Source organism: Microbacterium sp. bgisy207 (genome assembly GCF_057706855.1).
In genome coordinates, this window is the sequence record NZ_JBYIPB010000008.1 from 181,742 (window position 1) to 204,691 (window position 22,950).

A 22,950-nucleotide genomic window follows, 5' to 3' on the forward strand; every position below is an offset into this window, starting at 1 on the left:
TGCTCCTATGCCGAGGGAGCCCTACAACGTTCGGGTGCTGCGGGGGAAAGCCGTGGCCTCGCTCAAGAACGGCGTCACGGCGTTCAACAGCCTTGAGGACGCAGGCCGCTTGACCACCGTGCTGCTCAGTTTTCAGCACGCCTTCGAAATGCTCTTGAAGGGCGCGCTCGACTCCAAGAAGGTCCAGGTGTTCGACCGTCGATCGGGCAAGTCAATCGGCCTCGAAAGAGCAATCAATCTCGCTCAGCAGACGGACGGCATCAAGCTCACGGACGACGAGGCCGGCACGATACGGGCGCTCGATGCGCTGCGCGACGCCGAGCAACATTGGTATGTCGTCGTGGACGAGGGCATGCTCTACCTGTACGTTCGGGCTGCTGTGACGTTGTTCGACGATCTCCTCATGCGGGTGTTCGACGTTCGGTTGTCTGACCACCTCCCAAGCAGGGTGCTGCCGATCAGCGCGGAGCCCCCGCAGGAGCTGAGCATCCTGGTTGATCGTGAATATGAACGGGTAGCGAGCCTCTTGCGCCCGGGCCGTCGAGCCTCGGCTGAAGCGGACGCCCGCATTCGAGCGCTGCTCGCAACCGAAGCGCTCGCTGACCCAGGCGCGGCAGAAGTTAGCGAAACCGACGTGCGCCGTGTGGCACGAGGTATCCGTGAGGGCAAGACCAGGGAGCAGGTGTTCCCTAAACTGAGCGGCTACTCGACGAGTACGAGCGGTGCTGGCCTCACGGTTGAAGTCCGGGTCGTGAGGTCAGGCGGGCTGCCGGTGAGCTACACGACCGATCCCGCCATGGAGCCTGCGGCCATCCGGACGGTGGACCTGCAGAAGAAGTTCTATATGGGGCCACTTGACCTCGCTGCTCGTGCCGGCCTCAAGCAGAATCACGCACTCGCGTTGCGTCGTCACCTTGGGCTCGATGCGGACGACGACACCTACTCTCACGAGTTTGTGTTTGGTAGGTCGAAGCACCGTAGGTACTCCGACAACGCGTTGCGAGCGCTCAAGGAGGCGCTCCCGAAAGTGGATCTTGGAAACGTCTGGCGGGCACATCGAACGATCGCGTTCAACAGCCCGGCGGGACCTCTTCCTGCATGCGCCGAGCCGGGGTGCGTTCACTCTCGGACAGGCTGACCGTCGCGCAACGAGGCCGCCGTAGGAAACGACCACACGCTGGCTCAGCCTGCTCGTCAGGCGCCACAACTCTACGGTGTTCATGTCAGGACGGCGTGATACCGAAGTTGACCTTTTCGGGTCGTCGACGCTGATCGATAGGTTTATCTTCGGTCTACCGTCGGTCGGATGGGTTCGATATCGTAACAATCGCCCGTGCTTTGGGGTGTCGGTCTCAAGAGTGAACGAGTCCGTGAAAGTATCTGGCGGCACCGAAACTCTGTGTGCTGCCTTGACCGGGGGAGGTCCGATGGCTAGCGTTCCAGATTTCAAGATAAGTGAGGTAGTCAAGGCGCTCATCTTCGCGGCAGGCCTCGCGACTAACGTAACGCAGGGGCAGATTCAGTCGGCCGCCGCAAGCCTTGCCCGCGAGTACGGCGTGAGTCAGCAGCGAGAGATCGAAGCTGACATTGCTCGGCGGTTACGGAACCGGGGTTAGGTGACGTGGCTAGTCTTACGAATGAAAGTGCGCGAGACTTCCTGCTCGAGGGCGGAAGCGAACAGGCAGCATTGACACGGACCTTCCTGCAGGCAGTCTGGACAATGAATCCTCATCTCAGGCAAAAGGGTGGTCCATACCGCTCAACGCGGGGATTGGGCGCGTGGCCACTGTCCTTTTATGGCGTCGGCCAAGGACAGCTTGGCGACTACAGATCGACATTGATGCTTGAAGAAGACGGCACCTACTCACACTTTCTGATCGACGAGGACGGCGAGATGGAAATCGAGACGCCACGCCTTGGTCCGGATGCCGACGCCACATCGACGGACATCGGGCCGTCGTTCTTCGTTCAATGGGTCGTTCGTGGAGAGGCGGATGGATCCTTCGTCATAGATCGTCCAGCTTGGGAAGGACCCTCAGGTCAAGAACCAATGGTGGATGTGCTAGCGCGAAGCCTAGTCGCGGTGGGGAGCGGCGTCTTGCCGCCGATCTTCACGCGCGATGCCGAACTTCGCCGCTGACATCTATGCCGCCTTGGCTTTTTCGGCGTGCTCCGACGTCTGCAGCCAATGTGTGAGGATCTCATTGCCTGGGCGCGACTCCCTTCGTGGCGCCTGGGATCCCCTCAAACCCGGATAGGCAGGCTAATTAAGTCTTCTGAGGTCGTTTCTAGCCGTGTCGACCGCGCGTTCCGCATTTCTGACCGCGGCCCGCGCTGGGCCGACTTTATCGAAGCCTCGCTCGAGGTCTTGCTTCTCCGTGCGCAGATGGCCTTCGAGAACGAGCTTCGCCGCCGCGAGCTCACTTTCGAGCCGCCTTAGCGTGGCCTGCGCTTGCTCTTTCGGTGTCGACATAATGCTCCTCTGCGTGTGATCAGTCCGCTCCGGGACCGAACTCTCGGACGAGGTCGGGACTGTCCCGAACGTGAAGCTCGAAGTTCAACGCCTGCTGCTCCTTCGAGTAGGAGATGTGCTGATTGGTCAACTCAATGATTATGTTCGACCGGCGCATACTCTTGATCGTCTCGAGCATCTCAGGGGAGTGTCCTCTGCCTGCTAGGTCGCTTACGTCGATGTCTCCGGACTTGACTCGGGCTATGTGGGCGTCGAGCTCTGTCTTGGCAGTGGCGATCTCCAGCGTCCTATCCGCGATCTGTGCTCGCGTCCACGTCTGATACGGCCTAGGCATTTGAAACCTCTCCCGGAGTCCAACGGAGCGGGCGCTGTCGCGATTGAGGGAGAATCTATTGGGGGATGTGCTGACCCTGCAAACTTTCAGCCCGTGCTCCACTCTGTCCTGACCGGCCCCAGACCGGCCCAGCTGCGGAGCGGAATCGCGAGCTGGCACCGGCATCAGCTCTCCCTCAATGCTCCGTTCGTCAAACGGCCTAGAGAGAAACGACGTTCTACCAGGGAAAGAAGAAACCCCCGTGTGTAGAAGCCACACGAGGGTCCCAGTGGCTCCGACGGGCGTCGATCCCGTGACCTCACGATTTTCAGTCGTGCGCTCTACCAACTGAGCTACAGAGCCTCACGGCATCCGTGAATGCCGCGTCCTAGACGAAAGGCCCTCTCGAAAAAGGGCCCGTCGCTCGGAGCGACCCTGACGGGACTTGAACCCGCGACCTCCGCCGTGACAGGGCGGCACGCTAACCAACTGCGCTACAGGGCCATGCTTATTCAATTGTAGGGTGACCCCAACGGGATTCGAACCCGTGCTACCGCCGTGAAAGGGCGGCGTCCTAGGCCGCTAAACGATGGGGCCGGATGAACTCCAGCATCCTTCGAGAGGACCGCGGGCGCTCACGCTTACCGACGGTCAAGCATACGCAATACCCGAGGGATGCGCCAATCGACGGCGCGACACACGGATGGTGACCTTGCCCTCCCCGCGCGGGTCTGCCTTCAGCGGAGCGGCGTCGGCGGTAGCGTCGGCCCCGTGCCGGTGCCGTCCCCGCAGAGATTCCGCCACTCGCCCGCGTGGTTCCTCGGTCGCGTCGTGCGCCGCATCCGTCTGTTCGCCAAGCCCCGCCTCGAGATCGCGACCGACGAACCCGAGTGGATCATCGAACACGACGTCCCTGTCACCGTTAGGGACGGCACAGTGCTGCGGGTCAACGTTTTCCGGCCGCGCAGCGACGATCCGGTGCCTGTCATCGTGTCGGCCCATCCCTATGGGAAAGACCAGATCCCGGCGCGGGCGAAGAACCGCCGCGCCGTCAACCCGCAGCATCGCATCATCCCGCAGCCGAGTCCCGTCCGCATTTCCGCGTGGACCGGATGGGAGGCGCCGGACCCCGCGTTCTGGGTGCCGCGCGGATACGCGATCGTGAACGCGGATGCCCGGGGCGGCGGAACCTCCGAAGGCGTGGCGCGTCTGTTCGAGACGCAGGAAGCCGACGACTACGAAGACCTGATCGCGTGGGCCGGGACGCAGCCGTGGTCAAGCGGCAGGGTTGGTCTCGACGGCGTCTCGTACCTGGCGATCTCGCAGTACGCCGTGGCCGCCCGTCGCCCGGAGCACCTGGCGGCGATCTGTCCGTGGGAAGGGTTCAGCGACCTCTACCGCGACTTCGCCTGGCCCGGCGGCATCCGAGAGAACGGCTTCGCGGTGCTGTGGACGACGATGACATCCCGCGCCGCCCGACTCGCCCCGCCGCCGCTGCGCCGCGAGCTGGCGAGGCACGCGACGCGCGGCCAGTGGTACCGCGACCGCACCCCCGACATCGACCGCATCGGCGTGCCGGTACTGGTCTGCGGCAGCTTCTCCGACCACAACCTCCACACGCGAGGCTCCTTCGAGGTCTTCCGCAGAGCCGGGCGGGCGCTTCCGGAGCGTCCCGCCCGCTGGCTCTATACCCACCGCGGCGGCAAGTGGTCGACCTACTACAGCACGGATGCTGCCCGCATCCGTGCCCGCTTCTTCGATCACACGCTGCGGGGAATCGACAACGGCTGGGACGCGCTCGCACCGGTCCGCCTGGCCGTCTACGAGCGCGGGCCGGTGCCGGTCGCGGTGACTGCGGAGCCGGAATGGCCGCCGCCGGATCTGCGGATGCGGAGACTGCACCTGGACGGGATGGACGGATGCCTCACCGACGCCGTGCCGAGGGCGACGGTGCAGACCGGGTTCGCGGTGGATGGTCCCGGACTCGAGTGGAGGTGGCGCATCCCTGAAGACACTGACATCATCGGGCCGATGGCGCTGCGGCTTCATGTGGCAGCGCGCGGGGCTGACGACCTCACGCTGTTCGTCGGCATCCGGAAGGTCTCGGACGGCGCTGTCGTGCCGTTCGAGGGCTCGTACGGTTTCGACAGCGCCTGGATGTCGTACGGGTGGCAGCGGGTGGGATTCCGCGACCTCGATGCCGACCTGTCGAGCGACCTGCATCCCGTGCACACGTTCGCGCAGCTCTCGCCACTGCGGCCCGGCGAGGTTCGCCCGGTCGACATCGAGCTACGCGAGCAGGCGACCCGCTTCCGCGCCGGGGATGAGTTGAGGCTCGTCTTGCGGGGACGGTGGGTCCATAGCCGCAATCCCGTCACCGGCAGCTTCCCCGCTGGATACGCCCGCCGCCGGGGCGGCGTTGCGATCGTGCACACCGGCCCGGAGCATCCGTCGGCGCTCCTGCTCGGGCACCGCCCGCCGGCCGGATCGCTCGACGAGCCGTGGCTCGGGGAGGCCCCGTGAGCGGCGTCGCGGGGCGGCGCGCTGTTGTCGCGGCGACGGATGCCCAGTATCGACACCCGCGAGAAACCTGTTGCTTCTGTGACTGGTGTTGTTAGTGTGAAGACGTCCCGCGTGACAGGAGGATCTGGTGGAGCTCGACTCGAGCCCGGAAGAGTGCGGCTGCGCGCCCACGCCGCGTGAGCTCCGCGTGCTCTCGCGCCGGTCCGCCCTCGGAATCGGAATCGCGGGCGGGTTGGCCCTCTTCGGCGGTGTCTCGGCGTTCAGCCTCGCGCCGGCGTTTGCCCAGTCGTATCCGAGCTGGGATGACGTGCAGAACGCGAAGGCGAACGAAGCCGCCAAGGCGCGTGAAGTCACCCGCATCGAGGGGCTCATTCAGAACCTCACGGCCGAAGTCGAGCGCACCCAGGCCGAGGCCCAGCGGCTGTCCGATGAGTTCTACGTCGCCCAGCAGGCCTTCTTCGACGCCGCCAAACGTGCCGACGACCTGCAGGCCCAGGCGGACGCGCAGGCCGCTGCCGCCGATGAGGCCGCGCAGAAGGCGGGACGCATCGCCGCGCAGCTCTACCGCGACGGCGGCGATGACACCGCGATGCAGTTGTTCTTCTCCGGTTCGGCGGTCGGCGCCGATGAGCTGCTGGCGCGGCTCGGAACGATGGACAAGCTCCTGGAGCGGAACCAGACGGTCTATGCCGAGGCTGTCACGGCGCGGGATTCCGCGCAGAGCCTCAGCGACCAGGCTGTGCAGGCTCGCAACGAGCGCGACCGCCTGCAGCAGGAGGCCGAGCAGAAGATGGTGGCAGCGCAAGAAGCCGCCGCAGCTGCACAGGTCGCACTCGACAATCAGACCGCGCACCTCGGCGAGCTCGAGGCTCAGCTGTCTGCGCTGAAGGACGAAACCGCGAAGACGGTCGCCGGTTACCAGGCGGGCGTGGAGGCGGCACGCAAGGCGCGCGAAGAGGCAGAGCGCAAGGCGCGTGAAGAAGCGGAGCGCATCGCGCGCGAGCAGGCAGCCGCGGGGGGCGGCAACGGCGGCGCCGTCACGGGTGGCGGATGGGCGCGCCCGTCCTCCGGGTACGTCTCCTCGGGCTATGGCCCCCGTTCGAGTGTCTGTAACGCGAACTACTGCTCCTCGAGCTGGCACTACGGCTATGACTTCGCCCCCGGATGCTCCGCCGCGATCTACGCTGCCGGATCCGGTCGCGTCGTCTACGCGGGATACAACGGCGGCTACGGCTACTACATCAAGATCGACCACGGCGGCGGCATCGGCACCGGCTACGCCCACATCCGCCAGGGCGGCATCTTCGTCGGCTACGGTCAGCAGGTGTCGGCCGGTCAGGTCATCGCGAGCGTCGGCAACACCGGCAACTCCTTCGGCTGCCACCTGCACTTCGAGACCTACGTCAACGGCGCCGCCGTCAACCCGTCCGGGTTCATGGCCGCCCGCGGCGTGTACTTCTGATCCGGCCGCTCACGCGCGTCACGCCGGTCGAGAACAAAGGAAGCCGCGGCATCCGTCTCGGATACCGCGGCTTCCGTGAAAAGGGGCGCGGGTGTCAGAGCGTGTTGGGCGCTTCGCCCTCACCCTGCGTGCGGGTTTCGCCCTCGTGCTCGTCGAAGCGCTCGACGGCCTCGGCGATCAGGCGCTCCGCCTCGGCGGCATCGGCCCAGTCATCGACCTTGACCCACTTGCCGGGCTCGAGGTCCTTGTAGTGCTCGAAGAAGTGAGCGATCTCCTTCTTCGTGTAGTCGGGGATGTCGGCGACGTCCTGGATGTGGTCCCAGCGCGGGTCCTTCGCGAGGACCGCGACGACCTTGTCGTCACCGCCGGCCTCGTCGCTCATCTTGAGGACGCCCACGGGGCGGACCTTCGCCAGGATGCCGGGGTAGAGGTCCCGGTCGAGGAGGATGAGCACGTCGAGCGGGTCGCCGTCCTCGCCGAGGGTGTTCTCGAAGAAGCCGTAGTTGGCCGGGTAGCCGAAGACGGTGTACAGGATGCGGTCGAGGAAGACCCGTCCGGTGCCGTGGTCGACTTCGTACTTCACGCGGCTGCCGCGGGGGATCTCGATGACGGCGTCGTACGCGCCCATACTGTGTGCTCCTTTGTCGGTGACGGGGTGCCGCGACCAGCCTAGTGCGCCGGATTCCGCGCTCCCACGCCTGTCGCGACGGAGCCGACTCCCCTCGCCAGACCGGTTCGGCGGGGTGCCCGGCCGCGCCGATGTCGGGGGAGACGGAAAGTGACGGGTGAGCAGACGCGGGCGGCCCGGTAGCGTTGCGGCGTGGACGTTCGCCCGGGCTTGGATCCCGCCGTCGCGGAGGTGCGCCGGGCGGTGCGTGGCGCACTCGAGACTGTTCCCGAGCGCGGGACCGTGATCGTCGCGCTCTCGGGCGGAGCGGACTCGCTGGCGCTCGCGTCGGCGGTGGCGTTCGAGGCTCCGAAGCGAGGTGTCACGGCGATCTCGGTGACGGTCGATCACGGCCTCCAAGACGGGTCGGCAGAGGTCGCGGCCCGCGCCGCGGCGACAGCCGAGGCGCTCGGCCTCCCCGCCCGCGTCGTGCGCGTCGTCGTGCGTGACGGCGCAGGACCTGAGGCTGCGGCTCGTGACGCGCGATACGGTGCCCTCGATGCCGTCGCCCGAGAGGCCGGCGCAGCCGCGATCCTCGTCGCCCACACTCTCGACGATCAGGCCGAGACGGTGCTGCTGGGCCTTGCCCGCGGGTCCGGGACGGCGAGCCTGCAGGGCATGGCGCCCGTCAGCGAACGGGACGACGGATGTGTCATCCTGCGTCCCCTCCTCGAGGTGCGGCGCACGACAACTCAGGCCGCGTGCGCGGCGGAGCGCCTCGCACCCTGGGCCGACCCCCACAACACCGACCCCCGCTACGCGCGCGTGCGGGTGCGCGAGCGGGTGCTTCCCGTGCTCGAACGGGAGCTCGGACCGGGGGTTGCGGAGGCGCTCGCGCGCACGGCGAGCCAGCTGCGCGAGGACGCCGAGGCGTTCGCGGAGATGATCGACGAGATGATCGAAGACGTCGTCGAGCACGCCGAGGCGGGGATCTCGCTGTCGGTCGGCGCGCTGGCCGCCAACCCCGCGGCGCTGCGGCATCGCCTCATCCGTCATGTCGTCGCCGCCGAGTTCGGCCAGAGCCTCACGCGTTCGCAGACCCTCGATGTCGCACGCCTCGTGACCGGCTGGCGCGGGCAGGGACCGATCGATCTGCCCGGATGCCGCGCGGCCCGTGTCAGTGGACGGATCGAGTTCACCGCCCGCTGACCGTCCCCGTACACTCGGAGGCATGCGTGCCGAGGAGGTCCAGTCCGACATCACCCGCGTTCTGGTCACGGAGGAGCAGATCCAGGCCAAACTCGAGGAGATCGCCGCGCAGGTCACGGCGGACTACGCGGGCAAGGAACTCCTGCTCGTCGGCGTTCTCAAGGGCGCCGTCATGGTCATGGCCGACTTCGCTCGCGCGCTGCCGTCGCACATGACGATGGACTGGATGGCGGTCTCGTCCTACGGCACCGGCACGCGATCGAGCGGTGTCGTGCAGATCCGTAAGGACCTCGACACCGACCTGCACGGCAAGCACGTCCTGATCGTCGAAGACATCATCGACTCGGGCCTCACGCTCAGCTGGCTGCTGACGAACTTCGCGTCGCGCGGCGCGGCATCCGTCGAGGTCTTCGCGCTGCTGCGCAAACCGGATGCCGCGAAGGTCGAGGTGGACTGCCGCTACATCGGATTCGACATCCCGAACGAGTTCGTCGTCGGCTACGGTCTCGATTATGCGGAGAAGTACCGAAACCTCCGCGACGTCGCAATCCTCGCCCCTCACGTCTACAGCTGACGGGCCCTTCGCGCGGTCTGTTCCCGGTACGCCGTGGGCGAATGCTCAGTCGTGGCATAGCAAGCCCGCGATACCCTGAGTCCACCGTTCCCGCGTTCCCGCGCGGCGCGGCGCCTGATCGACGGAGGGACCGGGTTCACCCCGAACCATGGATTTCAAGAAGCTCACTCGCAACCCGCTGCTGTACGTCGCGCTCATCGCGGTGTTCCTCATCATCGGATTCACGCTCATCTCGAGCCTCGGTGGCGCGAAGCAGATCACGACCCAGCAGGGACTCGACCTGCTGGCAGGAAACACCGTGACGGAGGTCGTGAACACCGACGGTGATCAGCGTGTCGACATGACGCTCTCGGAGCCCTACGAGGGCGCGACCGACGTGCAGTTCTACTACGTGACAGCTCGCGCCGAGGAGGTCGTCAACGCGATCGACGCCGCCAACCCCGTCGACGGCTACAACGACGTCGTCCCGCGGGCCACGTGGTTCGACGGGTTCCTCTCCCTGTTCCTGCCGATCCTGCTGCTCGGTGTGCTGTTCTGGTTCCTGCTCTCGTCCGCGCAGGGCGGCGGCAGCAAGGTCATGCAGTTCGGTCGCTCGCGCGCCAAGCTCGTGACCAAGGAGACCCCGACCGTCACCTTCGAGGACGTCGCCGGATCCGACGAGGCGATCGAAGAGCTGCAGGAGATCAAGGACTTCCTCAAGGAGCCGGCCAAGTTCCAAGCCGTCGGCGCCCGCATCCCCAAGGGCGTGCTGCTGTACGGCCCTCCCGGAACCGGCAAGACACTGCTGGCCCGTGCGGTGGCCGGCGAGGCCGGCGTGCCGTTCTACTCCATCTCGGGCTCGGACTTCGTCGAGATGTTCGTCGGCGTCGGCGCGAGCCGCGTGCGCGACCTGTTCAACCAGGCCAAGGAGAACGCCCCCGCCATCATCTTCATCGACGAGATCGACGCGGTCGGCCGTCACCGCGGAGCCGGCATGGGCGGCGGTCACGACGAGCGCGAGCAGACGCTGAACCAGATGCTCGTCGAGATGGACGGCTTCGACCCCAAGGCCAACGTCATCGTCATCGCCGCGACCAACCGTCCCGACATCCTCGACCCCGCGCTGCTGCGCCCTGGACGCTTCGACCGCCAGATCGGTGTGGACGCGCCGGACCTGCAGGGACGCAAGCGCATTCTCGAGGTGCACGGCCGCGGAAAGCCGCTCGCCGACGGCGTCGACCTCGAAGTCGTCGCCCGCAAGACGCCCGGCTTCACCGGCGCCGACCTCGCGAACGTTCTCAACGAAGCGGCGCTGCTGACCGCCCGCTCCAACGCGCAGCTGATCGACAACCGTGCGCTGGACGAGGCGATCGACCGCGTACTGGCCGGCCCGCAACGCCGCACGCGCGTCATGAAAGACAAAGAGAAGCTCATCACGGCCTACCACGAGGGCGGTCACGCGCTCGCGGCGGCGGCGATGAACTACACCGACCCCGTCACCAAGATCACGATCCTGCCGCGCGGGCGAGCCCTCGGCTACACGATGGTCATGCCGCTTGACGACAAGTACTCCGTGACCCGCAACGAACTGCAGGACCAGCTGACCTACGCCATGGGCGGCCGTGTCGCCGAAGAGATCGTGTTCCACGACCCGACGACCGGCGCCTCCAACGACATCGAGAAGGCGACGAACATCGCGCGCAAGATGGTCACGGAGTACGGCATGACCACGGATGTCGGTCCGGTCAAGCTGGGCCAGAGCTCCGGCGAGGTCTTCATGGGTCGTGACATGGGTCACGGTCGCGACTACTCCGAACGGATCGCCGAGCGGGTGGATGCCGAGGTGCGCGCCCTCATCGAGCAGGCTCACAACGAGGCCTACCAGGTGATCAACGACAACCGCGAGATCCTCGACAAGCTCGCCCTCGAACTGCTCGAGAAGGAGACGCTCGACCACCTCGAGATCGAGGAGATCTTCAAGGACGTGAAGAAGCTGCCCGAGCGCCCGCAGTGGCTCTCGAGCGAGCAGCGTCCCGTGTCGGTGCTCCCGCCCGTGGAGGTCCCGCGTCGTCCCGCGCCGTCCAGCGTCGCCGCATCGACCGAGGCCGACTCCGGCCCTGCCGAGAAGGCGCCGCGACGCAGGCCGACCGGACAGGCGCGTCCCGCGACCGCGTAGGCTCGCCTGGTGGCCGTTGACCGTGAACGCGTCGCCGCACTGGTGCGCGAACTGCTCGGGGCGATCGGGGAAGACCCCGACCGTCCCGGTCTCAAGCTGACCCCGGAGCGGGTGGCGGATGCCTACTCGGAGTTCTTCGCCGGTATCGGCGAAGACCCCGCTGCGCCCCTGGCGCACACGATCTCGATCTCGCGAGGTCCGGCGCCCGAAACGCTGCCCTCGGGAGCGGTCATGGTGCGCGACATCCTGTTCCGCTCGGTCTGTGAGCACCACCTGTTGCCGTTTCGCGGTCACGCCCACATCGCCTACCTCCCGGGGGAGAAGGTCGTGGGGCTCGGTGCGCTGCCCAAGGTCGTGGATGTGCTCGCTGCGCGGCCGCAGGTGCAAGAGCGTCTGGCAGAACAGATCGCCGACACCATCTTCGAATCCCTTGCCGCCCGAGGCGTTCTCGTCGTGCTGGATGCCACCCACGAGTGCGTCACGATGCGCGGCGGGCGCCAGACGGATGCCTCAACGGTCACGATCGCGGCGCGCGGCGCCTACGAAGAACCCGTCGCGCGCGCGGAACTGATCGCGCTCATCGGAGCGAGCTGACATGTCGACGCTGGTGATGGGAGTGGTGAATGTCACCACGGACTCGTTCAGCGACGGTGGCCGCTACCTCGACACGGGCGCCGCGATTTCGCACGGTCTGGCGCTGTGGGCGGCGGGCGCCGACATCCTCGACGTGGGCGGCGAGTCGACGCGCCCCGGCGCCGAGCGGGTCGATCCGTCGATCGAACGGGACCGGGTCGTGCCGGTCATCCGTGCCCTGGCGCAGCGTGGCGCATGGATCAGCATCGACACGATGAACGCGTCCACCGCGCTCGCGGCGGTCGACTCGGGGGCGAGGATCGTCAACGACGTCTCGGGCGGTCTCGCGGATGCGGCGATGCTCCCGGCGGTGGCCGAAACGGACGCCGAGATCGTGCTGGGCCACTGGCGCGGCCCGTCTCGGGAGATGTACGCGCCTGCCCAGTACGCGGATGTCGCCGCAGAAGTGACCGCCGAACTCGCCGAGCGGGTCGCGGCGGCCCGGAGCGCAGGCATCGCCGCCGATCGGATCATCGTCGACCCGGGCATCGGGTTCGGAAAGCGCCCCGAGCAGAACTGGGACGTTCTTCGCGCCCTTCCCCACCTCGGTGCGGCGGGGCAGCGCGTCCTCCTCGGCACGAGCCGGAAGCGGTTCCTCGCGGAAGCTCTGGCCGAGGCATCCGTCGACGCGCAGCGGCGCTTCATCGAGCGGAGCACCGCGCAGCGGCGGTTCGCGGAGCGGACGGAAGCCGGCGCCGTACGAGCGGGCGCACAAGCCGATCCGCAGGAGCCGTCGAGCGCTGACGCCAGCGCCGCGACCGAGACCAGTGCCGTGACCGAGGCGCGGCGTGACACGGCGACGGCTGTGACGAGTGCGCTTGCCGCACTCGCGGGAGTGTGGGCAGTTCGCGTGCACGACGTCGCTGCGACCCGCGACGCCCTGCGGATCGCGGAGCTGTGGGGGGGACCCGATGTACCCGCTCGATGAGATCCGCCTCGAGGGGCTGCGGGTGTTCGGGCGCCACGGCGTCTTCGCGCACGAGCGCGAGAACGGCCAGGACTTCGTCGTGGACCTCACGTTGTTCGTCCGCGCCGACACCGCGGCGCGCTCGGACGACGTCATGGACACGGTGCACTACGGCGAGGTGGCGGAAGCTGTCGCCCAGATCGTCGCCGGGGAGCCGGTGAATCTCATCGAGACCCTCGCGCAGCGGATCGCCGACCGTGTGCTCGCCTTCTCGGGCGTGCAGATCGTGCGCGTGACGGTGCACAAGCCCCAGGCGCCGATCGCGCAGAAGTTCGCGGACGTGTCGGTCACGATCACGCGCGGTGATGCGGGGGCCGGCTCATGAGTCGGCGGCTGGCCGAGGGGACCGAGGGACCCCCGCCCGCGGAGGCGGCGCCCGCCGCGGAGGCCGTGATCGCCCTCGGCGCGAACCTCGGTGACCGACACGCGACCCTCGCGGCGGCGCTCGCCGACCTGGAGCGGCTTCCGCTGGTGTCGGCGGTCCGCGCCTCCGAGCCGATGGAGTCGGTCGCCGTCACTGTGGACGGTCCCGATCCCGACGCACCCGGATATCTCAACGCTGTCGCCATCGTCACCACACGCCTCGCACCGACGGTGCTGCTGAGCTATCTGCAGGCCATCGAGGACCGGCACGGTCGCGTCCGGCGCGAGCGGTGGGGTGACCGCACTCTCGACCTCGATCTCATCGCGTACGGCGACGTGGTCTGCGATACCCCGACCCTGACCCTTCCCCACCCCCGCGCCGCGTCGCGTGACTTCGTGCTCACCCCGTGGCTGAGCATCGATCCGGATGCGCACCTGGTCGGCGCGGGGCGCGTCGCCGAGCTGCGGGACCGACTTCGGGACACCCCGTGAAACGTACCGGTCCCGGCATCCTGATCGTCGCCGCCGTCATCGCCCTGTGCGGCGGCTTCCTCGTCAACCAGGTCCTCACCGCGACGGGGCGGGCGACGTTCACCCCGCTCATCACGCTTCCCGTGCTGCTGATCGCGCTGGGCGCGATCGTCGTCGCGCTCGCCATCCCGGTATGGCGCGCGTCCCGCGGGCACACCCGCGCCCCCATCAACCCCTTCCGCGCGTTGCGTATCGCGATGCTCGCCAAGGCGTCAAGCCTGCTCGGCGCGGCTGCCGTCGGCTTCGCGGGCGGATTGGTGGCGTTCCTCCTGACGCGACCGGTCGTCCCGCCGTTAGGCTCGATGGCGACCCAGTTGGCAACGCTGGGCGCCGGGCTCCTCCTGGTCGCGGCGGGGCTGGTGGCGGAGTATCTGTGCACGATCCGGAAGGACGACGATGACGAACAGCCCGGAGGCGTCGACCCCGGCTTCGGAGCCCACGAACACTGAGGCATCCGGCGTCCCCGGCGGCGAGCCCGCCGGTACGGCACACGGCGAGAGCGAGCCGGTTCACACCCCCGACCGCCCGGCGCACACGGCCGACGACGCCATCTCCGATCAGGGCACGTTCTCGGAGGTCCTCGAGCCCCGGTCGCCGAACCGGCTGCCGCTGGGGGATGGCACGTGGCATCAGCTTGCGCGGCAGTACGTGTGGGTTCAGCTCATCTCCACCGGTATCGGCTTGCTCCTCGTGCTCGGCGCGGCGCTGGTCGGCTGGCTCGCGTTCGGGATGTGGTGGGTGTGGATCCCGGCCGGCATCCTGTTGGTGGTCCTCGCGATCACGATTGCGGTCACCCCGCGACAGGCTCGCGCATACGGCTATCAGCTTCGGGACGACGACCTCGTCTTCCGCAAGGGCATTCTCTGGCAGCGGGTGGTCGCCGTGCCGTACGGGCGGATGCAGCTCGTCGACATCACCCACGGACCGCTCGATCGCGGATTCGGTATCGCGCAGCTCAAGCTCGTCACGGCGGCAGCCACGACGGGAGTGGCGATCCCCGGCATCCGGCAAGCAGCCGCCGAACAACTGCGCGACACTCTCATCGCGGTCGCCGAGACGCGACGGACCGGACTGTGACCGACGCCGCACCCACGCCGCCGCCGGCAGCGGAGGTGCGCTCGCCGCTCAGCGACGGCGAGTGGCACCGGATGCATCCCCTCACGCCCCTGTTCCGGGGCGGGTTGGTGCTCGTCATCGTCGCCGGCGTGATCGTCGCGAACATGCGCGACCGGCTGATCGCGATCTTCCTGCCCTGGCTCGCCCCCGGCTTCGAGGGCGGGTCGATCCCCGGGGATCCCGTCGACTACGTCGTCTCGCACAACCTGATCCTGGTGGCGACGCTCGGGGTCATCGCGATCGTGATCGTGCTCGTGGGACTGTTCTACCTCGGATGGCGCTTCCACAGTTTCCGGATCACCGACGACGACGTCGAAGTGCGCACCGGCGTCGTCTTCCGCTCCCACCGTCGCGCACCGCTGGACCGTGTGCAGGGGGTGAACCTGACCCGCCCGACGATCGCCCGCCTGTTCGGACTCGCCAAGCTCGAAGTGGTCGGTGCCGGCCTCGACTCGAACGTCAAGCTCGAGTACCTGTCGACGGCGAACGCGGAAGCCGTTCGCGCCGACATCCTGCGACTCGCATCGGGCAGGCAGCTCGCCGCCACCGGACAGACGCGCACGCGCCCCTCGGCATCCCAGACGGTGTCGGCGGGGATCACCGGCCTGATCGCGGGCGCCGAAGCTCCCGTCGCCGAGCCCGAGTCCGTCGTCTCGATCCCGGTGGGCCGGCTCGTGGCCTCGCAGACCCTCACCGGATCGACGATCGTCCTGGTCGTCGCGATCGCGGCCATCGTGACGGGCGCGGTGACCACCACGGGCTGGCTGCTGTTCGCGGTCGTGCCCGCCGTCCTCGGTTTCGGTGCCTACTGGATCCGCTCGATCACCCGGTCTCTGCGGTATTCGATCGCCCCGACATCCAGCGGAGTGCGGATCACCTATGGCCTGCTGACGACGGTCACCGAGATCATCCCGCCGGGCCGCATCCACGCCGTGGAGGTCACGCAGCCGCTGATGTGGCGACCGTTCGGCTGGTGGGCGATTCGCATCAACCGGCTCTCGGGACGCAGCGCGAGCGACAGCGCCAACGACCAGTTCGGCACCGTGCTGCCGGTGGGCGACCGAGCAGATGTCGAGCGCGTGCTCCGGCTCATCCTGCCTGACCTGGCCGAAGCGGACTGGCCGATGATCGTCGAGAACGGCGCGCTCGGGCCCGTTCCCGACGACCCGTACACGACGACGCCGCGCCGCGCCCGCCTGCTGCGACCGCTCTCGTGGCGCCGCAACGGGTTCTGGCTCGGCACCGATGCGTTGTTCCTGCGTCGCGGCAGGATCTGGCGGACACTTGCCGTCATCCCGTTGGCACGGATGCAGAGTCTCGAGATCAGCCAAGGACCGCTGGATCGGTCGCTGCGGGTGGCCAATGTGCGCGCCCACACGGTTGTCGGCAGAGTCTCGGGCAGCCTCGGCATCCTCGATCGCGATGACGCGCTCCGGCTCTTCGACGCCGCCGAGCGTGGCGCGATCCACGCCGCGGCCGCCGACCGCTCACACCGATGGGCAGGGGCGCAGTGAGCGACCGGCTGCGCGTCGGCATCATCGGAGCCGGCAGGGTCGGCCCTGTCATCGGTGCGGCGCTCGCGGGAGCAGGTCACGCGATCGTGGGGATCACCGGCGGGTCGGATGACGATCGCACGGCCGCGATCCTTCCGGGGGTCCCCACCCGGGACCCGCAGGATGTCGTGCGTGAGAGCCAGCTGGTTGTGATCGCGGTCCCGCACGATCAACTCGAGGGGCTGGTCGCGGGACTTGCCGAACTCGGCGCGTGGCAGCCAGGGCAGCTCGTCCTGCACACCGACCCGTGGTTCGGCACCGATGTGCTGGCCCCCGCGATGTCGCGCGGCGCGATCCCGCTGGCCATTCATCCGGCGATCGCCTTCACGGGCACCTCGATCGACCTGCGGACTCTGGTCGGGGCGTATGCCGCCGTCACTGCGCCCACGCCCGTGCTGCCGATCGCGCAGGCCCTCGCGGTCGAGCTCGGCTGCGAACCGGTCGTCGTCGCGGAGGCGCATCGGGCTGCCTACGCGGAAGGGATCGCCACCGCCACCGACTTCTCACGGTCGATCATCCGTCAGGCCACCGACCTGCTGCGCTCCGCCGGGGTCACCGAGCCCGGCCGTTACCTCGCGGCACTCATGCACACCACCGTGGACCACGCCCTCGTCGAGGCGGGGACCGACTCGGTTCGTCCACCCGCCGAGTGACGCCTCCGTCCGGCGCCGACGGGGGCGGCGGTGACCCGCGGATAGACTGGGCGACGATTTTCAAGGAGTCCCCCTCATGACCGACACACCCTCCGCCGCGCCCGCGGACGCCTCCTCCGAAGCCCCCGAGGACGACGTCTTCGAGCAGAAGGCGGTGCGGCTGGCCAAGCGCGAGCGGTTGCTGGCAGAGCGAGCGGATGCCGCCGGCGGCGCCTACCCCGTGAGTGTCCCGGTGACGGCAACCATCGCCGAGGTGCGGGAACGGTTCGCGCACCTCGAGGCCGGCGAGGAGACCGGCGAGACCGTCTCGGTCGCGGGACGCGTTGTCTTCAGTCGCAACACCGGCAAGCTGTGCTTCGCGGCGCTGCAGGCCGGGGACGGCAGCCGCATCCAGGCGATGGTCTCGCTGGGAGCTGTCGGCGAAGAGTCGCTGCAGCGATGGAAAGAACTCGTCGACCTCGGCGATCACGTCTCGGTGACCGGCGAGGTGATCTCCAGCCGGCGCGGCGAGCTGTCGATCATGGTGGCGCAGTGGCAGATCGCCGCCAAGGCGCTCTTGCCGCTGCCGAACCTGTATTCAGAGCTCAGTGAAGAAAGCCGCGTCCGCAGTCGGTTCCTCGATCTGATCGTTCGCGACCAGGCCCGCGCGACCGTCCTCGCCCGCGCCGGAGTCAACCGAAGCCTGCGTGACACGTTCGCCGCCCACGGGTTCGTCGAGGTGGAGACGCCGATGCTGCAGGTGCAGCACGGCGGCGCATCCGCTCGACCCTTCATCACCCACTCCAACGCCTTCGACACCGAGCTGTACCTGCGCATCGCGCCTGAGCTCTTCCTCAAGCGCGCCGTGGTCGGCGGCATCGACCGCGTGTTCGAGATCAACCGCAACTTCCGCAACGAGGGGGCCGACTCGACCCACAGCCCCGAGTTCGCGATGCTCGAGGCCTATCAGGCCTACTCCGACTACCACGGCATCGCCGACCTCACACAGGAGCTCATCCAGAACGCCGCGATCGCCGTCACCGGGTCGACCGAGGTGACCTGGGCCGACGGCACGGTCTACGATCTCGGCGGCCAGTGGGAGCGGATGTCGATGTATGACTCCCTCAACGACGCGCTCGAGGCTGCCTGGGGAGCAACGGATGCGGCGCCCCGCGTCGATGCGTCGACGTCGCTCGAGGAGCTGACCGCGATCGCTGAACGGTTCGAGGTCGACCTGCCGCCGCATCCGATCCCGGGCAAGCTCGTCGAAGAGCTGTGGGAGCACTTCGTCAAGCCCACGCTCGTGCGGCCGACGTTCGTCATGGACTTCCCCCTCGACACCAGCCCGCTTGTGCGCGAGCACCGCTCGATCCCCGGCGTCGTCGAGAAGTGGGACCTGTACGTTCGCGGGTTCGAGCTTGCCACCGGATACTCGGAGCTCGTGGACCCCGTCATCCAGAGGCAGCGATTCGAGGAGCAGGCGAAGCTCGCCGCGCGAGGCGACGACGAGGCCATGCGCATCGACGAAGAGTTCCTGCGTGCGCTCGAGCACGGGATGCCTCCCACCGGCGGTATGGGGATGGGGATCGACCGGCTCCTCATGGCGATCACGGGTCTCGGCATCCGTGAGACCATCCTGTTCCCGCTCGTCAAGTAGCGCTGACCGCACGCGGTCAGTCCTCGGGCTCGCCCAGCTGGAACGCCCAATCGGGCAGATGACCGGCTCCCACGAACGATCGCACGATCTCGGCCAGGCCGTGTTCGGGTTCGAGTTCGCTCGCCTGCCGGGCGAACAGGTCGGCGTGCGTCGATCTGCCCAGTGCCCACGAGAACCAGGCGCACACTGCCAGCGGCCCCGGACGCCACGACGACGGCACGGCACTGGCGATGTGGCGCGACAGGGCCAGTGCACGGCCGAGTCTCTCGGGTGACGGTCGCGGGCCCTCGCCCCACAGCCGCATCGCGATCTCGCTCGGGTACTGGTCACCGTCTTCCCACCGCGCCTGTGCCTGCGCCGCCTCATCCCCGGCGTCGATGCCGTCGACCCAGCAGATGAGCGCGATATCGCGCAGCGACGGTCGCCCCAGCGTCCAGGCCGCGACCGCGATCTCGAACGGGTCGAGCGTGGCCGGATCCGCGCTCAGCAGTCTCTCGACGAACGCCGGGAGATCATCGAGGAGACACACCGCGGCGAACCCCCGGGGATCGACCCGGAGAACACGCGCGGCCGTGTTCTCCGGGTCGGTGAGCGCGAGTGCTCGCACGGCATGGTCGAGGGACTCGCAGGCGGTCTCGACCGCTGCCGATCGGCCCGCGTCCAGGGTGACCAGCTCCGCGCCCGAGAACTGATCGGCCTCGGGCGGCGCGGTCTGCTCGATTCCGGGAGGAAGCTGCGCCGAGGTCGGAACCGTGCCGGTCTCGGCGGTCGCGTACGATCCCCATCGACCGCCGGTCACCCACAGCGCTTCGACGATCCGCACGCCACAGGCCTCGGCTCGCCGTTCGACCCCCGCGATCAGGGCGCGAGCCGGGGCATCCGTGTCGCCGTAGACGACGATCGCGCACCCATCCGCCTCCGGTACCCGGCACACCAGCCCGATCATCGTCGCGGCGATCTCGTCGGCGCGATCGTCGTTCGGAGGCAGGTCCAGACGCAGCGCCCCGCGGCTGCGGCCGCGCCGGAACGGCACGAGCACGACGCTGCGCTGCGGCAGGAAGCCGAGGAGGCGGGGGACGACGGTGAGGAACTCGGCGGGTGAGGTCGCGTGGATGATCGGAGTCATGGCCACGAGCCTGCGCGTCGGCGGCGCCCCGGCTGTCGACTCTCCCCGCGGAGGGGGATAGGCGGCGCTCGGCGCGGCCTGGGGAGAGAGGGCCGCGTATCCTGGAGAGGTGGACAGCTTCTGGGTGGCGGCGCTGTGGGCGATTCTGCCCACGATCGTCGTGACGACCCTGTTCTTCTGGGTGCTCCGCAGCATCATTCGCGCCGACCGCAACGAACGGCGCGAGTACGCGCGCATCGAAGCCGAAGAGCGCGCCGCGCGCGGATTGCCGCCGGCGCCCGCCGCATCCGAGCAGTGACCCCCCTTCCCACTACGCTGGCGTGAGAACGTCTCGGCGAAGGGAGCGGACCCATGGGGCCTGCGGAGCTCGTTCCGTTCACCTCCGGTGACATCGACGTCACGATCGACTTCCCCGACCTGGCGTTCTGGTGGCTGCTCGCGGTCTTCCTGTTCGACGTCACCATCCGTGTCACGGCGATCATCGTCATCCCGCGCAACCGCCGCCCGACCTCGGCGATGGCATGGCTGCTCGCGATCTACTTCATCCCGATCGTCGGCGTCCTGCTGTTCCTTCTGATCGGAAACCCGCGGCTGCCGCGCAAACGGCGTCAGCAACAGGAGCAGATCAACACCGCGCTGCGTGAGAACGGCGAGAGCGTCTCGGTCGGAACCCTCCGGCCTGATGCGCCCCCGTGGTTCACGAGCCTTGTGGCTCTGAACACCAACCTCGGGGCGATGCCGCTCACGGGCGACAACCAGGCCACCCTCATCTCCGAGTACCAGGCGAGCCTCGACGCCATGGCCGATGCGATCCGGCTCGCCGAACGCTACGTGCACGTCGAGTTCTACATCCTGCAGACGGATGCCTCGACCGACAACTTCTTCGCGGCCCTCGAGGAGGTCTCGGCGCGCGGCGTCACGGTGCGGGTGCTGCTGGACCACTGGGCCAACCGCGGCAAGCCGTTCTACAAGAAGACTCTCCGGCGCCTGGATCGGATGGGCGCCGCGTGGAAGCTCATGCTCCCGGTGCAGCCGCTGAAGGGCAAGTGGCAGCGGCCCGATCTGCGTAACCACCGCAAGCTTCTGGTGGTCGACGGCAACGTCGCGTTCGTCGGCTCGCAGAATGTCACCGACTCCACCTACAACCTGAAGAAGAACATCAAGCGTGGCCTGCACTGGGTCGACCTGATGGCGCGCGTCGAGGGCCCGGTCGTCTCGTCGATCGATGTGGTCTTCCTCTCGGACTGGTATGCCGAGACGGGTGAGGTGCTCGCCGATCAGGTCGACCTGGCATCCGTTGCGTCCTTGGACGGCAACCTCGACTGCCAGATCGTGCCTTCCGGGCCGGGGTTCGAGTACCAGAACAACCTCAAGCTGTTCATGGGGCTGCTCTTCGCCGCCCGCGAGAAGATCATCATCGTCAGCCCGTACTTCGTGCCCGAGGAGTCGTTGCTCCTGTCGCTGGTCACCGCGTGCCAGCGCGGAATCCACGTCGAGCTGTTCGTGTCTGAAGAGGGCGACCAGGCGATGGTGTACCACGCGCAGCGCAGCTATTACGAGGCGCTGCTGCGTGCGGGCGTGAAGATCTGGATGTACCGGAAGCCCTACATCCTGCACTCCAAGAGCCTCACGATCGACGACGACGTCGCCGTCATCGGCTCGAGCAATATGGACATGCGCTCCTTCGGGCTGAACATGGAGATCTCGATGATGGTGCGTGGCGAGGAGTTCGTCGCCGAGATGCGCCGCGTGGAGGCCGAGTACCGAGCGCTCAGCCGCGAACTGACCCTCGACGAGTGGTTGAAGCAACCGCTCAGGTCTACCGTGTTGGATAACCTTGCCCGTCTCACCTCTGCACTCCAGTAGCAGCGCTCGTCTAAGGAGCATCATGAAGCGCCGTGTTCTCGCATCCGTGGTCCTCGGCGTCGCAGCCGCTCTCAGCCTCACCGGATGCCTCAGCAGCTCGGACGCCCCTTCCGGTCAGCAGATCGACGTCGAGGCCGCCTGGCTCGACGACGGCCGGATCATCGCGGTCGTGACCTCCGGTTCCAGCACGTGTGTTCCCACGGCGGAGTCGGCGGAGATCAACTCCGACGGCGCCCTCGCGGTGGAACTGGTCGAGCCGGATGCCGACACCGCCTGCACACGGGATCTCGTGCCGCGCGCAACTCTTGTCACCGTGCCAGACGGGGTTGACCCCTCTGAGGACCTGGAGATCTGGGTCACCGGCGACGGCTACTACGGCGATGTGTCTCTCGCGGGCGTCGAGGGTCTCGCAGGCCCCGGCGGCACGACCGACTACGAGCCCACCGCGGGCTGGACTCAGCAGCAGGGCCAGTTCGTCATCCTCACGTGGGGGTCCTCGGGGTGCGTGCCGGTCGTCGAGACTAGCGAGGTCACCGACGAGGCGGAAGTGACCGTGACCTTCCAGGAGCCGCCGGCCGACCAGGTCTGCACAGCCGATATGGCACCGCGCACGAACTTCGCGTTCGCCGACGGCCTCTCGGGCGTCGAGGACGTCCAGCTCGTGCTCAGTGGCGACTCGATCGACGCGACGATCCCGATCTACGGCACCAGCGACTGACCGGCTCGACCGCCCGCGCGGTGTGCGGCAACGGAGCGGACGGGCGTCTTGCCGCATCCGCTCGATTGCGGCATCCGCTCGATTGCGGCATCCGCTCGATTGCCGCAACACGCCGTGGGGCCGGTGCGAGCCGCGCGGTTTCCGGCAACTGAGCGGACGGGCGTCTTGCCGCATCCGCTCGATTGCCGCAACACGCCGTGGGGCCGGTGCGAGCCGCGCGGTTCGCGGCAACGGAGCGGTCTGACCGGTCCGGCGCGTTCTGTTCGATTGCCGCAACACGCCGTGGGGCCGATCGCGTTCGCGCAGATAGCGGCAACTGAACAGGCCCGCGCCGACTGCGTTCGTGTCCTCCCCAGCGGGCAGCGGGTGCACACCTTTCGTGGGCGGGGACCCGATGCGGCCCGCCGTGCGGACCAGGTGCGACCGTGTTCAGATGCCTCGCCCCGCACCGCTTCCCGACGCGCTCACACCA

22 protein-coding genes and 3 tRNA genes are annotated in these 22,950 nt (G+C 68.0%); 19 read left to right on the plus strand and 6 right to left on the minus strand.

The genetic code is table 11. The annotated features are described in order from the left end of the window. The first annotated feature begins 7 nt into the window (after positions 1–7). The gene (locus AC3ENO_RS09960) at positions 8–1,138 is read left to right on the plus strand and encodes a hypothetical protein (RefSeq protein ID WP_434970470.1); all 1,131 of its coding nucleotides are present in this window, start codon (positions 8–10) and stop codon (positions 1,136–1,138) included. A gap of 483 nt (positions 1,139–1,621) precedes the next feature. Beyond that, positions 1,622–2,140, plus strand: coding sequence for a hypothetical protein (locus AC3ENO_RS09965; protein WP_434970471.1), 519 nt, complete (start codon positions 1,622–1,624; stop codon positions 2,138–2,140). Positions 2,141–2,492: 352 nt separating this feature from the next. Here the strand turns inward: AC3ENO_RS09965 and AC3ENO_RS09970 are convergent, their stop codons facing one another. From AC3ENO_RS09970 to AC3ENO_RS09985, 4 genes are all read right to left on the minus strand, one after another. Beyond that, a complete protein-coding gene (locus AC3ENO_RS09970) occupies positions 2,493–2,972 on the minus strand; it encodes a hypothetical protein (protein ID WP_488185774.1) in 480 nt (159 codons plus the stop codon). A gap of 104 nt (positions 2,973–3,076) precedes the next feature. Further along, a tRNA-Phe gene (locus AC3ENO_RS09975) sits at positions 3,077–3,149 on the minus strand. A gap of 67 nt (positions 3,150–3,216) precedes the next feature. Beyond that, positions 3,217–3,290 (minus strand) — tRNA-Asp (locus AC3ENO_RS09980). 20 nt (positions 3,291–3,310) lie between these two features. Further along, positions 3,311–3,383 (minus strand) — tRNA-Glu (locus AC3ENO_RS09985). A 174-nt stretch (positions 3,384–3,557) separates the two neighbouring features. On the opposite strand from AC3ENO_RS09985, the gene AC3ENO_RS09990 reads away from it, so the two are divergent. Both AC3ENO_RS09990 and AC3ENO_RS09995 read left to right on the plus strand, forming a co-directional pair. Beyond that, positions 3,558–5,309 carry a CocE/NonD family hydrolase gene (locus AC3ENO_RS09990; RefSeq protein WP_434970473.1) on the plus strand — a complete coding sequence of 584 codons (1,752 nt, stop codon included), beginning with the start codon at positions 3,558–3,560 and terminating at the stop codon, positions 5,307–5,309. Between the two features lie 127 nt (positions 5,310–5,436). Then, on the plus strand, positions 5,437–6,771 hold the full coding sequence (locus AC3ENO_RS09995) for a M23 family metallopeptidase (RefSeq protein WP_434970474.1): 1,335 nt from the start codon (positions 5,437–5,439) through the stop codon (positions 6,769–6,771). Positions 6,772–6,865: 94 nt separating this feature from the next. Here AC3ENO_RS09995 and ppa read toward each other — a convergent pair whose 3' ends face one another. Beyond that, positions 6,866–7,399, minus strand: a complete 534-nt coding sequence (ppa, locus tag AC3ENO_RS10000; RefSeq protein ID WP_300590953.1) for an inorganic diphosphatase — start codon at positions 7,397–7,399, stop codon at positions 6,866–6,868. Positions 7,400–7,591: 192 nt separating this feature from the next. Here ppa and tilS point away from each other — a divergent pair, with 192 nt between their 5' ends. From tilS to lysS, 12 genes are all read left to right on the plus strand, one after another. After that, positions 7,592–8,587: a tRNA lysidine(34) synthetase TilS gene (gene tilS, locus AC3ENO_RS10005; protein WP_434970475.1), complete on the plus strand. Its 996-nt coding sequence runs from the start codon at positions 7,592–7,594 to the stop codon at positions 8,585–8,587. Positions 8,588–8,609: 22 nt separating this feature from the next. Next, positions 8,610–9,161, plus strand: a complete 552-nt coding sequence (gene hpt, locus AC3ENO_RS10010) for a hypoxanthine phosphoribosyltransferase (protein ID WP_300590955.1) — start codon at positions 8,610–8,612, stop codon at positions 9,159–9,161. Positions 9,162–9,309: 148 nt separating this feature from the next. Next, positions 9,310–11,316, plus strand: coding sequence for an ATP-dependent zinc metalloprotease FtsH (gene ftsH, locus AC3ENO_RS10015; protein WP_434970476.1), 2,007 nt, complete (start codon positions 9,310–9,312; stop codon positions 11,314–11,316). A 9-nt stretch (positions 11,317–11,325) separates the two neighbouring features. Continuing rightward, on the plus strand, positions 11,326–11,910 hold the full coding sequence (gene folE, locus AC3ENO_RS10020; protein ID WP_434970477.1) for a GTP cyclohydrolase I: 585 nt from the start codon (positions 11,326–11,328) through the stop codon (positions 11,908–11,910). A 1-nt stretch (position 11,911) separates the two neighbouring features. Beyond that, positions 11,912–12,877: a dihydropteroate synthase gene (folP, locus tag AC3ENO_RS10025; RefSeq protein ID WP_434970478.1), complete on the plus strand. Its 966-nt coding sequence runs from the start codon at positions 11,912–11,914 to the stop codon at positions 12,875–12,877. Continuing rightward, positions 12,861–13,241: a dihydroneopterin aldolase gene (gene folB, locus AC3ENO_RS10030; RefSeq protein ID WP_434970479.1), complete on the plus strand. Its 381-nt coding sequence runs from the start codon at positions 12,861–12,863 to the stop codon at positions 13,239–13,241. The genes folP and folB overlap by 17 nt, the downstream gene beginning before the upstream one ends. Continuing rightward, complete coding sequence (gene folK / locus AC3ENO_RS10035) at positions 13,238–13,771, plus strand: 2-amino-4-hydroxy-6-hydroxymethyldihydropteridine diphosphokinase (RefSeq protein WP_434970480.1); 534 nt, start codon at positions 13,238–13,240, stop codon at positions 13,769–13,771. Before folB ends, folK begins: the two co-directional genes overlap by 4 nt. Beyond that, positions 13,768–14,259 carry a DUF3180 domain-containing protein gene (locus AC3ENO_RS10040; protein WP_434970481.1) on the plus strand — a complete coding sequence of 164 codons (492 nt, stop codon included), beginning with the start codon at positions 13,768–13,770 and terminating at the stop codon, positions 14,257–14,259. Before folK ends, AC3ENO_RS10040 begins: the two co-directional genes overlap by 4 nt. 100 nt (positions 14,260–14,359) lie before the next feature. After that, the gene (locus tag AC3ENO_RS10045) at positions 14,360–14,887 is read left to right on the plus strand and encodes a PH domain-containing protein (RefSeq protein ID WP_434970499.1); all 528 of its coding nucleotides are present in this window, start codon (positions 14,360–14,362) and stop codon (positions 14,885–14,887) included. Then, the gene (locus AC3ENO_RS10050; RefSeq protein ID WP_434970482.1) at positions 14,884–16,440 is read left to right on the plus strand and encodes a PH domain-containing protein; all 1,557 of its coding nucleotides are present in this window, start codon (positions 14,884–14,886) and stop codon (positions 16,438–16,440) included. The genes AC3ENO_RS10045 and AC3ENO_RS10050 overlap by 4 nt, the downstream gene beginning before the upstream one ends. Then, positions 16,422–17,132: a DUF2520 domain-containing protein gene (locus AC3ENO_RS10055; RefSeq protein WP_434970483.1), complete on the plus strand. Its 711-nt coding sequence runs from the start codon at positions 16,422–16,424 to the stop codon at positions 17,130–17,132. The genes AC3ENO_RS10050 and AC3ENO_RS10055 overlap by 19 nt, the downstream gene beginning before the upstream one ends. A gap of 76 nt (positions 17,133–17,208) precedes the next feature. Beyond that, positions 17,209–18,768, plus strand: a complete 1,560-nt coding sequence (gene lysS / locus AC3ENO_RS10060; protein WP_434970484.1) for a lysine--tRNA ligase — start codon at positions 17,209–17,211, stop codon at positions 18,766–18,768. A gap of 16 nt (positions 18,769–18,784) precedes the next feature. Here lysS and AC3ENO_RS10065 read toward each other — a convergent pair whose 3' ends face one another. Beyond that, positions 18,785–19,894: a DUF4192 domain-containing protein gene (locus AC3ENO_RS10065; protein ID WP_434970485.1), complete on the minus strand. Its 1,110-nt coding sequence runs from the start codon at positions 19,892–19,894 to the stop codon at positions 18,785–18,787. Positions 19,895–20,003: 109 nt separating this feature from the next. Here AC3ENO_RS10065 and AC3ENO_RS10070 point away from each other — a divergent pair, with 109 nt between their 5' ends. Genes AC3ENO_RS10070 through AC3ENO_RS10080 form a run of 3 tightly spaced genes read left to right on the plus strand, consistent with a single transcriptional unit; the run spans position 20,004 to position 22,478 of the window. Next, a complete protein-coding gene (locus AC3ENO_RS10070; RefSeq protein WP_434970486.1) occupies positions 20,004–20,192 on the plus strand; it encodes a hypothetical protein in 189 nt (62 codons plus the stop codon). A 53-nt stretch (positions 20,193–20,245) separates the two neighbouring features. After that, positions 20,246–21,760: a cardiolipin synthase gene (gene cls, locus AC3ENO_RS10075; RefSeq protein WP_434970487.1), complete on the plus strand. Its 1,515-nt coding sequence runs from the start codon at positions 20,246–20,248 to the stop codon at positions 21,758–21,760. Between the two features lie 22 nt (positions 21,761–21,782). Further along, positions 21,783–22,478, plus strand: coding sequence for a hypothetical protein (locus AC3ENO_RS10080; RefSeq protein WP_434970488.1), 696 nt, complete (start codon positions 21,783–21,785; stop codon positions 22,476–22,478). The last annotated feature ends 472 nt before the right edge of the window (positions 22,479–22,950 follow it).

What these genes read in the sequence shown, in the direction of transcription:
- AC3ENO_RS09960 (WP_434970470.1), top strand. Translation starts at nt 8, where the DNA reads ATGCCGAGGGAGCCCTACAACGTTCGGGTGCTGCGGGGGAAAGCCGTG.
- AC3ENO_RS09970 (WP_488185774.1), bottom strand. Translation starts at nt 2,972, where the DNA reads ATGCCGGTGCCAGCTCGCGATTCCGCTCCGCAGCTGGGCCGGTCTGGG.
- ppa (WP_300590953.1), bottom strand. Translation starts at nt 7,399, where the DNA reads ATGGGCGCGTACGACGCCGTCATCGAGATCCCCCGCGGCAGCCGCGTG.
- hpt (WP_300590955.1), top strand. Translation starts at nt 8,610, where the DNA reads ATGCGTGCCGAGGAGGTCCAGTCCGACATCACCCGCGTTCTGGTCACG.
- ftsH (WP_434970476.1), top strand. Translation starts at nt 9,310, where the DNA reads ATGGATTTCAAGAAGCTCACTCGCAACCCGCTGCTGTACGTCGCGCTC.
- folP (WP_434970478.1), top strand. Translation starts at nt 11,912, where the DNA reads ATGTCGACGCTGGTGATGGGAGTGGTGAATGTCACCACGGACTCGTTC.
- folB (WP_434970479.1), top strand. Translation starts at nt 12,861, where the DNA reads ATGTACCCGCTCGATGAGATCCGCCTCGAGGGGCTGCGGGTGTTCGGG.
- folK (WP_434970480.1), top strand. Translation starts at nt 13,238, where the DNA reads ATGAGTCGGCGGCTGGCCGAGGGGACCGAGGGACCCCCGCCCGCGGAG.
- AC3ENO_RS10055 (WP_434970483.1), top strand. Translation starts at nt 16,422, where the DNA reads ATGGGCAGGGGCGCAGTGAGCGACCGGCTGCGCGTCGGCATCATCGGA.
- lysS (WP_434970484.1), top strand. Translation starts at nt 17,209, where the DNA reads ATGACCGACACACCCTCCGCCGCGCCCGCGGACGCCTCCTCCGAAGCC.
- AC3ENO_RS10065 (WP_434970485.1), bottom strand. Translation starts at nt 19,894, where the DNA reads ATGACTCCGATCATCCACGCGACCTCACCCGCCGAGTTCCTCACCGTC.
- cls (WP_434970487.1), top strand. Translation starts at nt 20,246, where the DNA reads ATGGGGCCTGCGGAGCTCGTTCCGTTCACCTCCGGTGACATCGACGTC.
- AC3ENO_RS10080 (WP_434970488.1), top strand. Translation starts at nt 21,783, where the DNA reads ATGAAGCGCCGTGTTCTCGCATCCGTGGTCCTCGGCGTCGCAGCCGCT.